This is a genomic window from Vibrio kasasachensis (assembly GCF_050337565.1).
GTDB classification, from domain to species: domain Bacteria; phylum Pseudomonadota; class Gammaproteobacteria; order Enterobacterales; family Vibrionaceae; genus Vibrio; species Vibrio kasasachensis.
This window is the reverse complement of record NZ_JAKJTB010000029.1, coordinates 17,319-30,841: the sequence shown is the minus strand read 5'-3', so window position 1 is coordinate 30,841 and position 13,523 is coordinate 17,319. Positions and strand designations below refer to the sequence as shown.

The following is a 13,523-nucleotide window of genomic DNA, read 5'->3' as shown; positions in this document are numbered from 1 at the left end:
TTTAAGTCCCTGTGGCAATCAGTAATATTAATTAGGATGAATCAGATGATAGGGAGATACAAGTTGAAAATGACCGACGTCATTCAATACTTTACCCAATTTGCGCGCTATCTCTTAGCGCGTCTATTGCATGACCGTATAAACGTTAATGCGGGTTATTTGGCATACATTACCTTACTTTCGATTGTGCCAATGCTAACGGTGTTGTTATCTGTACTGTCTTCATTTTCTATTTTTGCTGATGTCGGCAATACCATCCAAGATTTTGTCATTACTCACTTTGTGCCTGCTGCTGGGGATGCAGTTAAGTCTGCCTTGCTGGAGTTTATTGGTAATACCGGCAAGATGACCGCCGTTGGTGGTGCATTCTTGTTTGTCGCAGCATTAATGCTGATCTCTAACATTGATAAAAATCTGAATTATATTTGGCGAGTGACCAAAAAGCGTCGTGCAGTATTCTCATTTTCGATGTACTGGATGATCCTTACATTGGGGCCGATATTGGTTGGTGCAAGTATCGCGGTGACTTCTTATGTGACGTCATTAACCGTTATCGATAACCAAGTTTTTTCGAGTGCGTATCAATTGATATTACGTTGGTTGCCATTGATTCTGTCATTCTTGGCTTTTGTTGGTTTGTACATGTTGGTGCCCAACAAAAAAGTGAAGCTTTCGCATGGTATGATAGGTGCCTTAGTTGCAGCATTGCTGTTTGAATTGAGTAAAAAAGCCTTTGCCGCTTATATTACTCAGTTCCCATCGTATCAGTTGATTTATGGTGCACTGGCCGCTATTCCTATTCTGTTTATTTGGGTCTATTTATGCTGGTTGATCGTGTTAGTGGGTGCGGAAGTCACTGCTGCACTCGGTGAGCAAGAGAACTGGTGTGGGGAGGTAGACATGCTACACTCCCGCGATACATATATGCTTAATAATCAAGAAGGAAGTCAAAGTGATAGCTCTGATCCAAAGAGTGAGTGAAGCAGCAGTACGCGTTGATGGCGAAGTTGTCGGTGAAATAGAACGTGGTCTTTTAGTGCTCCTTGGTGTAGAAAAAGATGATGATGAAGCGAAAGCAAAACGCTTAATGGAGCGTGTCACCACCTATCGAGTTTTTGAAGATCAAGATGGCAAAATGAACCTTAACGTTCAACAGGTGGATGGTAAGGTTTTGGTCGTATCACAATTTACTCTACCGGCGGATACTAAAAAAGGTACGCGGGCAGGCTTTTCTCGTGGTGCGCATCCAGCAGATGCAGAGCGCTTATACGATTATTTTACTCAGCAGTGTGCACAAGTCATGCCGACGGAACGAGGTCAATTTGCCGCTGATATGAAAGTGTCGTTGATCAATGATGGTCCGGTGACTTTCTGGCTTCAAGTGTAAAAACTATATGGGTAGCAAAATGCTGCCTACACTCAATGATGAGCAGCAATAAAAAGGATTTTTATGTTTAAGCTGATCACGCCTCAAACAGATAACCAACTGAAGAAATACTACCATTTTCGCTGGCAAATGCTGCGAGAACCTTGGCAGATGCCAAATGGTTCTGAGCGAGATGAATTTGATGTGATGAGCTATCACCGCATGATTGTTGATGGACGAGGTCGTCCGATGGCGGTTGGTCGCCTTTATGTGACCCCTGATAATGAAGGTCAAATTCGTTTTATGGCCGTAAAGAGTAATCGCCGCAGTAAAGGTATGGGCTCGTTTATATTGGTCGCTTTGGAGTCTTTTGCTCGTCAAGAAGGTGTGAAACGCTTAGTGTGTAATGCTCGCGAAGATGCCATTTCATTCTATGAAAAGAACGGTTTTGAGCGTCGTGGAGAACTAACCGATGAACGTGGTCCGGTTAGGCACCAGCAAATGGTAAAACCGCTCGACCCATTAGCCAATGTTCTACGTAAGCCGGAATGGTGCGCTGAGTTACAAGAACGATGGGAACACCATATCCCCATTAGTGACAAGATGGGGATCAAGATCAATCAGTACACTGGTTATCAATTTGAGTGCAGCGCCCAACTTAATCCCAACCTTAACCCTCATAACACTATGTTTGCTGGCTCTGCATTTACGTTGGCAACCCTGACGGGGTGGGGAATGACATGGCTACTGCTCAAAGAACGTGGTTTACATGGTGATATTGTACTGGCTGATAGTCAAATTCGTTACCGTCATCCTGTGGAACAAAATCCCGTCGCACAAAGCTCACTCGATGGCATTAGCGGTGATTTAGGTCGCCTCGCCAGTGGGCGTAAAGCTCGTATCGTCATTCATGTCACCATTTATAGTGGTGCATTAGCTGCGGTTGAATTTGTAGGCACATACATGCTGTTGCCAAACTACAACGAGTTGCTAGATTCAAGGCTTGATTGTTGATTGCTTGACTCTACGCAGTCATTGTTGAGTTGATAGACTTTGGCGGTTAATTCTGCTTGAAGTCGCTGGCATTTGTGTTGAGAGTACAGCAGCAAAGTCGCGAGTTCTGGTTGCATCAAATCGATTTTCCCCGCTATTTTTGGTCCGAGTTTGCTTGGCTGTGATTTTACGTTGATTCTACCTCTATCTGCTTTAATTATGAGGTCATTGAGCGAGAATGACTGTTCAAATTGTGCTGTTTTGTTGACCTCTCCGACAGCAAGATAGCCGTCACGCAACGAAGCTGAGATCTGTCCGCTGAGTGAATGCGCTAGCATAGAGTAATCACCCGCAAGTCCAGTCAACTGAGCGCTGACATCTGTAATTGCTTGCAGGTAGATAGGTGTTGGCGAAGCCGCTAGCTCACCCTCTACGGGCAGCCCCTCAATGGTTAAGTCTAGTTGCCAAGGAGCGCTGGCTCGTAGCTTATCCCAATGCCCGGTCGCTTCGATATATCCGCTGTCTAGTGGTAGGAACAGCCTATCTAACTGCCATACTTGTTCGTTGTTGCTCATCTTAACAATTGCTTGTGTCACCAAATGCTTATCGTAGCTGACACTGTTTGCGGTCATTTGTAGTGCGCCTCGCCATAAGCCAAGTTTGCCTTGTTGCTTTAAGGTGAGATGTTTTCCTTCAATGTTTAAGCCGGAGAATTGCCAAAAAGGTCTTTGTGCAATTTGAATCATTTGTGCGTTACGTATATCAAGCTGTTCAATGCTGATGTGCTGAATGGATTGACTCCATTGCTCAATCATATCCATTTTTTTTGCACTGGCATCGAGCCATTTCACGCCGGATAGCGTCAAATTTTTCAATTGGATGGTATTGGGTGAAAACGCGCCTTGAAGCTGAACTCGTCCGTGTTGCCAATCGGTATCCAGTTCAGCTATTTCGATTTTGTTTGGAGTAAAATAGAGTGTCGCACTTGGTTCCACCCATTGCTGCTGATCATATTGCAAAGTATCAGCGTTGAAAGACAAGTAGCCATCAGGCTGTTGCCACCAAGAATGAGATAGGTTGAAATTCTCTAGTGAAAGATCGAAGTTGAGCAACTCGATACCTTGGTAATTTAAATTACTCTTGAGAATGTCCAAGCTGTTGATATCTCGAATTGAAGCGCTTTTTGCCAATTGAGTTAACCAGGTTAAATCTGCTTGGTTCTCCGTCAGATTTAATTGATTAATCGTAACGTTAATCAATGACCAGCCCTGTGAATATTGTTCTGCCTGCCCTGAAATGTTGGCCCCATTCCATTTAAAAGATGCACCAAACACAGTACTGTTTTGTGCTTGGTAGTTGGCATCAATTAATAAGTCATTAAGCGCCTGACCAGCGTAGTAAAGCTGATCTGAGGAGAATTGAATCTTACCGTAAGGGATTGCTTGGTTAGGTTGCCAATTAGGGTTTTCAATTTGCAGATTAACCCCACGAGCAGAAATTGAACCTAAACTGAGATCGCTATGTTTTATTGCTAACTGCTTAATATCAAACGGTAACTTGGTGAGATGACTCGTTTGATCGAGAGAGAAATTTGCGCCCTCAATAATTACCGCATCTAGATGCAATTTACCTTCATTAGGTAGGGCTGCAGAGAACCACATCTCGGCTTTAGGCAAGTATAGAGGCTGTTCACTACCAAATGAGATACCTTGTAAGGAGAGTTGCAAGGGGGGCGTGTAGCTGGCTTTTTCCACTTGTAACTCTTGATTGGAATAACCACTTAGCAAGTGATTAACGATAGTGGTGGCGTATTGAGTGCGTAGCGCAGCATAAAGAGCAGCAATGGTGCAGCCCAAGATAATCAATAGTATCAGCAGTAAATAACCGAGTCGCTTGCTCAAAGTATTATTCCCAAATAGGTCATATATATGATTCTGTAAGGAATTCTTGTTAGCTGCAACAAAAAAGCCCCTCAAAAGAGGGGCTAGTGATCAGAATCAAGCCATTGTCACTAATCTAGTTGCGGACCAGCTGCAATGAGTGATTTACCTTCCGCGTTATCAGTGTACTTATCAAAGTTATTGATGAAGCGTTGAGCAAGATCTTGCGCTTTGCTTTCCCATTGTAATGGATCAACATAAGTATCACGTGGATCGAGAATGGTAGGGTCCACACCCGGCAGTGCTGTTGGTACTTGTAGATTAAAGATTGGAATGTGTGTGGTTTCAGCTTGCTCGATTGAACCATCTAAGATTGCATCGATAATGCCGCGTGTATCTTGAATTGAGATACGTTTACCACTGCCATTCCAGCCAGTGTTGACTAGGTAAGCTTCAGCACCAGCAGCTTCCATACGTTTAACCAAGACTTCTGCGTATTTGGTTGGGTGTAGGGTTAGGAATGCTGCGCCAAAACATGCAGAGAATGTTGGTGTTGGTTCAGTAATACCACGCTCAGTACCCGCTAGTTTAGCGGTAAAGCCAGAGAGGAAGTGGTACTTAGTTTGATCAGGCGTTAGCTTAGACACTGGAGGTAGAACTCCAAATGCATCAGCTGATAGGAAGATCACCTTGTTGGCGTGCCCGCCTTTTGAAATAGGTTTAACAATGTTGTCGATATGGTGAAGAGGGTAAGAAACACGCGTGTTTTCTGTTTTTGAACCATCATCAAAATCGATTGAACCATCGTTGCGAACCGTGACATTCTCAAGTAAAGCATCGCGACGAATCGCATTGTAAATGTCAGGCTCTGCTTCTTTTGATAGCTTGATGGTCTTCGCGTAGCAACCACCTTCAAAGTTGAAGATGCCATCGTCATCCCAACCGTGTTCATCATCACCTATTAGCGCGCGCTTTGGATCGGTAGACAGAGTTGTTTTACCAGTACCAGATAGACCGAAGAAGATAGCAACATCGCCTTCTTGACCCATATTGGCACTACAGTGCATTGATGCGATCTCTTTTAGCGGCAGGAAGTAGTTCATCATTGCGAACATACCTTTCTTCATTTCGCCGCCATACCAAGTACCACCGATCAATTGCATGCGCTCAGTTAGGTTAAATACGGTGAAGTTTTCAGAGTTAAGATTGTGCTTTTCCCACTTCTGGTTGGTACATTTCGCACCATTCATGACCACAAAGTCTGGTTCGAATGTTGTCAACTCTTCCTCTGTTGGGCGAATGAACATGTTTTTCACAAAGTGCGCCTGCCATGCTACTTCCGTGATCACTCGAATACTTAAGCGAGAATCAGGGTTAGCACCACAGTAACCGTCAATAACAAATAGACGTTTGCCTGATAGTTCAGAAGTCACCAGTTGCTTTAGATCATTCCACACGTCTTGGTTGATCGATTTGTTATCGTTTTTCACGGCATCAGATGTCCACCACATGTGCTCTTCAGTAGTGGCATCTCTGACGATGTATTTGTCTTTTGGTGAGCGTCCGGTGAAGATACCTGTGTCAACGGCGACAGCGCCAAGCTCGGTAACAACACCTCGCTCGTAGCCTTCTAGATCGGCACATGTTTCTTCTTCGAATAACACCTCGTAGCTCGGATTTCGAATAACCTCTTTAACGTCATGCAGTCCATGCTTTGAAAGATCAATTGTTGCAGCCTTTGTATGTTCCATAACGGTCATAGGTGCTCCTTGTGAGATTTTTTTGTAGGGATTTTGTAATAACTTTTATTTTTATATGTACACCATGCTAACAACGGGTCGAATAGAAAACAGGGATATAGCTCAAAAATCGTCCATATTCGCCCTGCTGTTTTAGGTGACTCGTCACATATTGGTACGGGTATTTTATCGTGTGCGCAAACAGTTGCGCTAGATCAATTATATTATTAATTTGTAGAAATTAAGTATAACGTACGGTGCTAAGGATTCTAGGTTCGGCGGGACTTTAGATATAAAAACAGCCAGCTAGATGCTGGCTGTTGTAACATTTTTGCAACTTAGTAATCGGTGTAAATTAATGCAGATCCTTGTGACCACTTCCTGCTTGAATGAAGAGTTCAGTCACTTGCGCTGCATCAAATGAGTATGTTGTGCCACAGTAATCACAATGTAAAGAAACAGAACCTTCTTCTGCCAAAATGTCATTAATTTCCGCACGATCAACGGTAATTATTGCTGCACCGCTGCGCTCACGTGAACAACCACAGTGGAACTCGACAGGTTGTGGTTCAAATAGGCGAACTGTATCTTGGTTGTACAGGCGGTAAAGTAATTCTTCAGCGCCTAAGCCAAATAGCTCTTCATTCTTAACTGTGTTAGTGAGTTGCTCTAGATGTTCGAAGTCATCTGGTGAACCTGTACCATCCGGCATTACTTGAATCAACATACCAGCAGCGTGAGCTTTGCCCTCGTGTTCACCAGTACGAATCCATAGACGTGTCTTCAGTTGTTCTGAGTTGGCAAAATAGTTTTCAATTACTTGAGTTAGGTTGTCGCCTTCTAGCCCCACGACACCTTGATAGCGTTCGCCTTTTTTCGGCTCAATGGTGATCACGAGATAACCTTTGCCCATCATTTCGTGCAGCGTTGCATCTTCGGCGATATCGCCTTCCCAACGAGCAACACCACGGACCTTCTGATCGTGATCGCCATTAATTACTGCAAGTGATACCGGACCGTCACCTTGTAGCTGAATAGTGATAGAGCCTTCAAACTTCAGTGTTGCAGTCAACAGCGTGGTAGAAACGAGTAGCTCACCGAGCAGCTTCTGGAGCGCTACAGGGTATTCCTTGCTAGTAATAACTCGTTGATATGCTTCATCCAGTTGCACTATCTCACCACGTACTGATAATTCTTCAAATAGGTAGCGATTTAAAACATTGTTCTTGATTACAGTATCAGTCATTTGGACAGTCCAGCTTATTGATTTTTGAATTTGATAAGATCGCGGCGCTGCTTTTTGTCAGGGCGGCGCTCTGGGCTTGGGTTGTGTGCGTTCAGCTTGCGTTGCAATGCGTATTCTGCACGCTTGGCAACACTTTCGGTTGTTTCGCTGTAGAGAGTTTGAGCTTCAGGCGCTCCCCGTCTCTGACCGGAAATGATCTCAACCATTACGGTTTTTTCTTCATTGCCTTGACGTAAGGTAATGACAGCACCAAGCTCAACAATTTTACTAGGTTTGCTGCGTTGTCCATTATAATGGACTTTGCCACCATCAACCATGTTTCGCGCAATGGAACGTGTTTTGTAAAAACGCGCGGCCCAGAGCCATTTGTCCAATCGTAACGCTTCTGTTGGGGAACTCATTTCAATCTCTACCCTCTAACTCGCACGGCATATTGCCCATACAATGGTGATATCGCGCCCATTTTTCAAGTTTGTGATAAGAAAATAATTAACATTCAAATATGTAAGAATCTTTTTTATATAGCCAATTTCTATAGTTTGCTAGAATTATGGTTTGTGGGTCATATAGATAGCTTGAAGTCTATCAAGACATTGACCGAAGTGGGTGTCCGTTATAAAGGAAAAATAGTGAAGCTATTCAGCTCTAGTTCTCCAGCCTTACAAAAGCTAGTTGCTAATCAAGTGCGTTGGAGTTCGTTGGCAACGATAACGTTATTGTTGATTACCGCATGGATTCTAGGTCGTCTGTTTTGGTTTCCTTATCAGCAGCCTCAGTTGATTAAGTGGCAACCAACGTCATCTTCTTCTAAGCCGAGTGAGCAAGCGAGCCTTGATTTAGCCAGTTTGTATAACAGCCATCTGTTTGGTCACTACCAAGCAGTGAAAAAAACGACACGGCAACCTAAATTGGAAGATGCGCCGAAAAGCCGCCTAAATCTCATCGTAGTCGGAGTAGTCACCAGCACGAATCCAGCAAAGAACTTGGCGGTGATTGCTAAAAATAATCAACAGGCAACTTATGGTATTGATGAGGTAATTGAAGGCACTCGCGTTAAGTTGGTACAAGTACAATCTGATCGAATTATTGTAGAGAATGCAGGGCGTAACGAAACGCTGATGCTTGAAGGTTTGAAATACTCAAGCCCAGTGAGCAACGAACGTTCGAGCGCGCCGCTTTCAAACCAAACTAAGAATAAACTTGCTCAAATTCGAGCGGAGATCGCGAGTAACCCACAGCAGATTTTCCAGTATGTTCGAATGTCCCAACTCAAACGCAATGGCGAAGCGATGGGCTATCGACTGAGCGCGGGCAAAAGTCGTGAATTGTTTGACGCGGTAGGTTTAAAAGAAGGTGATGTAGCCACTCACCTAAATGGGCAAGACTTGCGTAATACTGAAGCAATGGGTGAGATTTTTAACAGCTTAGTAGAGCTAACAGAATTGAATTTGACGATAGAGCGTGATGGTCAACCTTATGATATCTACATCGAATTATAAGACGCGCAGGGAATTATCCTTTGAGGAGCAAAAAAAGTGAAGCATTGGCTTAAGAAAAGCGCATGGTTATTGGCTGCATCGTTAGTAATTTCTCCGCTGGCAATCGCGAGCGAATATAGTGCCAGTTTTAAAGGCACAGATATTCAAGAATTTATTAATATCGTTGGTCGTAATTTAGAGAAAACCATCATTGTTGATCCTTCTGTTCGTGGCAAAATTGACGTTCGTAGTTATGACACGCTGAGTGAAGAGCAATACTACAGCTTCTTCCTCAATGTGCTAGAGGTGTACGGGTATGCCGTGATTGAGATGGACAATGGGATTTTAAAAGTCATTAAGTCGAAAGATGCTAAAACGTCAGCCATTCCTGTCGTCGGTGATGGTAATGTCATCGGTGATGAAGTGGTAACTCGAGTGGTGACAGTGCGTAACGTTTCTGTGCGTGAGCTTTCCCCGTTATTGCGTCAGCTCAATGATAATGCGGGGGCGGGTAACGTGGTGCACTATGATCCGGCTAATATTATTCTGATCACCGGTCGCGCCGCAGTGGTAAACCGCTTAGCCGACATCATCAAACGAGTTGACCAAGCGGGTGACAAAGAAATCGAAGTGGTCGATCTGAAAAACGCATCAGCGGCCGAGATGGTGCGTATTGTTGATGCACTCAATAAAAGTAACGACAACAAAAACACTCCAGGATTTTTACAGCCAAAGTTAGTGGCTGATGATCGTACTAATGCGGTGCTGATTTCTGGCGATCCACAAGTACGTAAGCGCCTGCGTAAGCTAATTCAACAACTTGATATCGAGATGGCAACGCGAGGCAACAACCAAGTGGTGTACTTAAAGTATGCTAAAGCGGAGGATTTGGTTGATGTGCTTAAAGGGGTTTCTGATAACCTTCAAGCAGAAAAATCTTCAGGTGCTAAAGGTTCTCGTTCGTCGAGCAATGAAGTGATGATTGCGGCGCACGTATCAACTAATGCCTTAGTCATCACCGCACCACCTTCGATTATGACGGCATTGCAAAACGTGATTGCTCAGCTTGATATCCGTCGTGCGCAGGTATTGATTGAAGCGCTAATTGTTGAGATGGCAGAAGGTGATGGTATTAACCTTGGAGTGCAGTGGGGTTCGCTAGAAAGCGGTGCGGTTATCCAATATGGCAATACTGGTGCTCAACTTGGGCAAGTAATGGTGGGTTTGGAAGAAGCTAAAGATGTCACCAAAACGGAAAGCTATTGGAACTCAACAGATAATAAGTGGGAGAGCAGAGAGACAACGGAATCAGGCGATTACAGCACCTTAGCTTCAGCATTAGCGGGTGTGAATGGTGCTGCTGTCAGTATCATGATGGGTGATTGGACGGCACTGCTTACTGCGGTATCAACCGATTCCAACTCCAATATACTCTCTTCTCCAAGCATCACTGTGATGGATAATGGCGAAGCTTCGTTCATCGTTGGTGAAGAAGTGCCAGTGCTAACCGGCTCAACCGCGGGTTCAAACAACGACAATCCATTCCAAACCGTTGATCGTAAAGAAGTGGGTATCAAACTTAAAGTGGTACCACAAATCAACGAAGGTAACTCTGTTCAGCTAAATATCGAACAAGAAGTGTCGAACGTACTTGGTGCCAATGGTGCGGTCGATGTGCGCTTTGCCAAACGCCAGCTAAACACCTCTGTGATTGTCGAAGATGGTCAGATGATTGTCTTAGGTGGATTGATTGATGAGCGCGCAATGGAAAATGAATCGAAAGTGCCGCTACTGGGCGATATTCCGGTACTTGGTCATCTATTCAAATCAACCAGTACTCAGGTCGAAAAAAAGAACTTGATGGTATTTATCAAGCCAACCATTATTCGTGATGGTGTGACTGCTGATGGTATTACTCAGCGTAAGTATAACTATATCCGTGCGGAACAGCTGTATAAGTCTGAGAAAGGTCTTAAGTTGATGGATGACAGCCATATCCCGGTATTGCCTGAGTTTGGTCAAGAACGTCAGCATCCTGCTGAGATTCAAGCGTTTATCGATCAAATGGAAAGCAAGCAATGATAGATCTGGAGCTAGTGACTACTCATCGTCGCCTGCCATTTAGCTTTGCTAAACGCTTTAACTTGGTACTTGATCAAGCATCATCAGGGTTAATACTGTTTTACGTAGAGCCTTTAGCCGTAGAGGCTCTGCTTGAAGTCAGGCGTACCATGTCAGCCAATTTTGCTTTGCAAGCGGTAAGCCATGATGAGTTTGAAAAAAAACTCACTCAAGCCTATCAACGCGACTCTTCGGAAGCGCGTCAGCTAATGGAAGATATTGGCGCCGATAATGACGACTTCTTCTCTTTAGCTGAAGATTTACCTCCGGATGAGGATTTACTTGAATCAGAAGACGATGCCCCAATCATTAAATTGCTTAATGCCATGTTAGGTGAAGCAATTAAAGAAGGGGCCTCGGATATTCATATTGAAACTTTCGAGAAGAGCCTAACGATTCGTTTCCGTGTGGATGGTGTGTTGCGTGATGTATTGTCACCAAGCCGCAAGTTGGCACCATTGCTGGTTTCACGAGTCAAAGTGATGGCACGGCTCGATATCGCTGAAAAACGCATTCCACAAGATGGTCGTATTTCACTGCGTATTGGTGGCCGAGCGGTGGATGTGCGTGTATCTACCATGCCGTCTTCTCATGGCGAACGTGTGGTGATGCGTTTACTTGATAAGAATTCTACTCGTCTTGATCTGCACAGTTTAGGTATGAAGTCACATACGCATCAGCAGTTCCGCGCCATGATTGAACGTCCGCACGGCATCATTTTGGTTACTGGTCCGACGGGCTCAGGTAAATCGACCACGCTATACGCCGGTTTGCAGGAGCTAAACAGTAATGAGCGCAATATTCTTACCGTCGAAGATCCGATCGAATTTGATATCGATGGTATCGGTCAAACTCAAGTGAATCCAAAAGTTGATATGACCTTCGCCCGTGGTTTGCGTGCTATTTTACGCCAAGATCCAGATGTGGTGATGGTGGGTGAGATCCGTGACTTAGAAACAGCGCAAATTGCTGTGCAAGCGTCTTTAACAGGTCACTTGGTGATGTCGACACTGCACACTAATACGGCGATTGGTGCCATTACTCGTTTGCGTGATATGGGGATTGAACCCTTCCTTATTTCTTCATCGCTACTTGGTGTATTGGCACAGCGATTGGTGCGTACGCTATGCCCTAGTTGTAAGCAGAGCTACCAAGCTGATACGGCGCAAAAAGAGTTGTTTAGGCTAGCGAGCAATGAAGAGCTAACACTCTATAAACCAGTGGGTTGTGATACGTGCAGCGGTAAAGGTTATCGCGGACGTACGGGTATTTATGAGTTGCTGGTGGTGGATGAGCAAGTACAAGAATTGATCCACAACGAAGCAGGCGAACAAGCGATTGAAAAAGCCATTCGACCAAAGACTCAAGCGATTCGTTCTGATGGTTTAGATAAAGTTCGCCAAGGAATCACTTCGCTAGAGGAAGTCATGCGAGTGACTAAGGAAAGCTAATGGCGGCGTTTGAATACAAAGCGCTTAACGCGAAGGGTAAATCTCAAAAAGGGGTTATCGAAGCAGATAATGCTCGCCAAGTTCGTAGCCGCTTAAAAGAGCAGGGGTTGATGCCGATTGATGTGTTGCCAACACGCGCAAAAACATCAACCCAACGCGGGAAAGAAACGGTGTCGTTTAAGCGTGGAATCAGTACACCTGATTTGGCTTTGATTACTCGTCAAATATCAACCTTGGTTCAATCTGGTATGCCTTTGGAAGAGTGTCTGCGAGCGGTTTCTGATCAATCAGAAAAAGCACGTATTCGCACCATGCTAATGGCTGTGCGTGCCAAAGTGGTAGAGGGGCATACTCTGGCTGATGGCTTGGCTGATTATCCGCATGTTTTTGATGAATTATTCCGTTCTATGGTGGCTGCCGGTGAGAAGTCGGGTCACTTAGATGCAGTGCTTGAGCGTCTGGCTGATTACGCCGAAAAACGACAAAAGATGCACAGCACCTTACTGCAAGCACTGATTTATCCGATTGTATTAGTTGTATTTGCCATAAGTATAGTGGTGTTCCTACTCGCCTCTGTGGTGCCCAAAATAGTCGGTCAGTTTGTGCAAATGGGGCAAGCATTGCCTTTTTCGACTCAGATACTGATTGCTTGCAGTGAGTTTGTGCAAAATTGGTGGGGATATATTCTCATCGTTTTCATTGGCATTTTTTACTTATGTCGCGTGGCATTGTCAAAGGCTAGTATTCGCCTTGCTTGGGATCGTAAAGTGATAGGCATGCCAGTTATTGGCAAAATAGCTCGTGGTTTAAATACAGCACGCTTTGCTCGGACTTTGTCGATTTGTACTTCAAGTTCGATACCGATTCTTGATGGAATGCGAGTTGCTGTCGACGTAATGTCTAACCAATACGTTAAGCAACAAGTGCTGCTAGCAGCCGACCACGTGCGAGAAGGGTCAAGTTTGCGTAAGTCGCTTGATCAAACCAAGCTATTTCCACCGATGATGCTGCATATGATCGCGTCAGGTGAGCAAAGTGGTGCATTAGAGAGTATGTTAACCCGCGCAGCGGACAATCAGGACGCGAACTTTGAGTCGATGGTGAACATCTCTTTAGGTATATTTACACCATTGATGATCGCGATAATGGCTGGGTTAGTGCTGTTTATCGTGATGGCGACCATGATGCCAATTTTGGAAATGAATAACTTAATGAGCGGTTAATACACTCATTAAGTTGTGTTATTGGA

11 protein-coding genes are annotated in these 13,523 nt (G+C 44.5%); 7 read left to right on the top strand and 4 right to left on the bottom strand.

Translation table 11 applies throughout. The features are described from left to right. Positions 1-69: 69 nt before the first annotated feature. The 3 genes from L4C38_RS19965 (at position 70) to L4C38_RS19955 (ending at position 2,380) form a co-directional block, all read left to right on the top strand. Positions 70-981 (top strand): virulence factor BrkB family protein, encoded by a 912-nt coding sequence (locus L4C38_RS19965; protein ID WP_428799314.1) that lies wholly within the window; start codon positions 70-72, stop codon positions 979-981. Beyond that, positions 953-1,387 carry a D-aminoacyl-tRNA deacylase gene (gene dtd / locus L4C38_RS19960; RefSeq protein ID WP_428799300.1) on the top strand — a complete coding sequence of 145 codons (435 nt, stop codon included), beginning with the start codon at positions 953-955 and terminating at the stop codon, positions 1,385-1,387. Before L4C38_RS19965 ends, dtd begins: the two co-directional genes overlap by 29 nt. Before the next feature lie 63 nt (positions 1,388-1,450). Next, complete coding sequence (locus L4C38_RS19955) at positions 1,451-2,380, top strand: bifunctional GNAT family N-acetyltransferase/hotdog fold thioesterase (protein WP_428799299.1); 930 nt, start codon at positions 1,451-1,453, stop codon at positions 2,378-2,380. Here the strand turns inward: L4C38_RS19955 and L4C38_RS19950 are convergent. The 4 genes from L4C38_RS19950 to hslR form a co-directional block, all read right to left on the bottom strand. Then, on the bottom strand, positions 2,344-4,260 hold the full coding sequence (locus L4C38_RS19950) for an AsmA family protein (RefSeq protein ID WP_428799298.1): 1,917 nt from the start codon (positions 4,258-4,260) through the stop codon (positions 2,344-2,346). The two genes, L4C38_RS19955 and L4C38_RS19950, sit on opposite strands and share 37 nt — an antisense overlap. A 110-nt stretch (positions 4,261-4,370) precedes the next feature. Continuing rightward, complete coding sequence (gene pckA, locus L4C38_RS19945; protein ID WP_428799297.1) at positions 4,371-5,999, bottom strand: phosphoenolpyruvate carboxykinase (ATP); 1,629 nt, start codon at positions 5,997-5,999, stop codon at positions 4,371-4,373. A gap of 334 nt (positions 6,000-6,333) precedes the next feature. Then, entirely contained in the window at positions 6,334-7,209 is an 876-nt protein-coding gene (hslO, locus tag L4C38_RS19940; protein WP_428799313.1) for an Hsp33 family molecular chaperone HslO, read from the bottom strand. Between the two features lie 29 nt (positions 7,210-7,238). Continuing rightward, positions 7,239-7,625, bottom strand: a complete 387-nt coding sequence (hslR, locus tag L4C38_RS19935) for a ribosome-associated heat shock protein Hsp15 (RefSeq protein WP_428799296.1) — start codon at positions 7,623-7,625, stop codon at positions 7,239-7,241. A 228-nt stretch (positions 7,626-7,853) separates the two neighbouring features. Between hslR and gspC the strand changes: the two genes are divergently transcribed. The 4 genes from gspC to gspF are packed head-to-tail and all read left to right on the top strand — an operon-like array spanning position 7,854 to position 13,497. Continuing rightward, positions 7,854-8,723: a type II secretion system protein GspC gene (gspC, locus tag L4C38_RS19930; RefSeq protein WP_428799295.1), complete on the top strand. Its 870-nt coding sequence runs from the start codon at positions 7,854-7,856 to the stop codon at positions 8,721-8,723. 36 nt (positions 8,724-8,759) lie between these two features. After that, a complete protein-coding gene (gene gspD, locus L4C38_RS19925; RefSeq protein WP_428799294.1) occupies positions 8,760-10,784 on the top strand; it encodes a type II secretion system secretin GspD in 2,025 nt (674 codons plus the stop codon). Continuing rightward, positions 10,781-12,274, top strand: coding sequence for a type II secretion system ATPase GspE (gene gspE / locus L4C38_RS19920; protein ID WP_428799293.1), 1,494 nt, complete (start codon positions 10,781-10,783; stop codon positions 12,272-12,274). Before gspD ends, gspE begins: the two co-directional genes overlap by 4 nt. Continuing rightward, positions 12,274-13,497, top strand: a complete 1,224-nt coding sequence (gene gspF, locus L4C38_RS19915; RefSeq protein ID WP_428799292.1) for a type II secretion system inner membrane protein GspF — start codon at positions 12,274-12,276, stop codon at positions 13,495-13,497. Before gspE ends, gspF begins: the two co-directional genes overlap by 1 nt. Positions 13,498-13,523: the final 26 nt, after the last annotated feature.

Coding starts and splice junctions, on each gene's coding strand:
- gspE (WP_428799293.1), top strand. CDS start 10,781: ATGATAGATCTGGAGCTAGTGACTACTCATCGTCGCCTGCCATTTAGC.
- gspF (WP_428799292.1), top strand. CDS start 12,274: ATGGCGGCGTTTGAATACAAAGCGCTTAACGCGAAGGGTAAATCTCAA.
- hslR (WP_428799296.1), bottom strand. CDS start 7,625: ATGAGTTCCCCAACAGAAGCGTTACGATTGGACAAATGGCTCTGGGCC.
- pckA (WP_428799297.1), bottom strand. CDS start 5,999: ATGACCGTTATGGAACATACAAAGGCTGCAACAATTGATCTTTCAAAG.
- L4C38_RS19955 (WP_428799299.1), top strand. CDS start 1,451: ATGTTTAAGCTGATCACGCCTCAAACAGATAACCAACTGAAGAAATAC.
- L4C38_RS19965 (WP_428799314.1), top strand. CDS start 70: ATGACCGACGTCATTCAATACTTTACCCAATTTGCGCGCTATCTCTTA.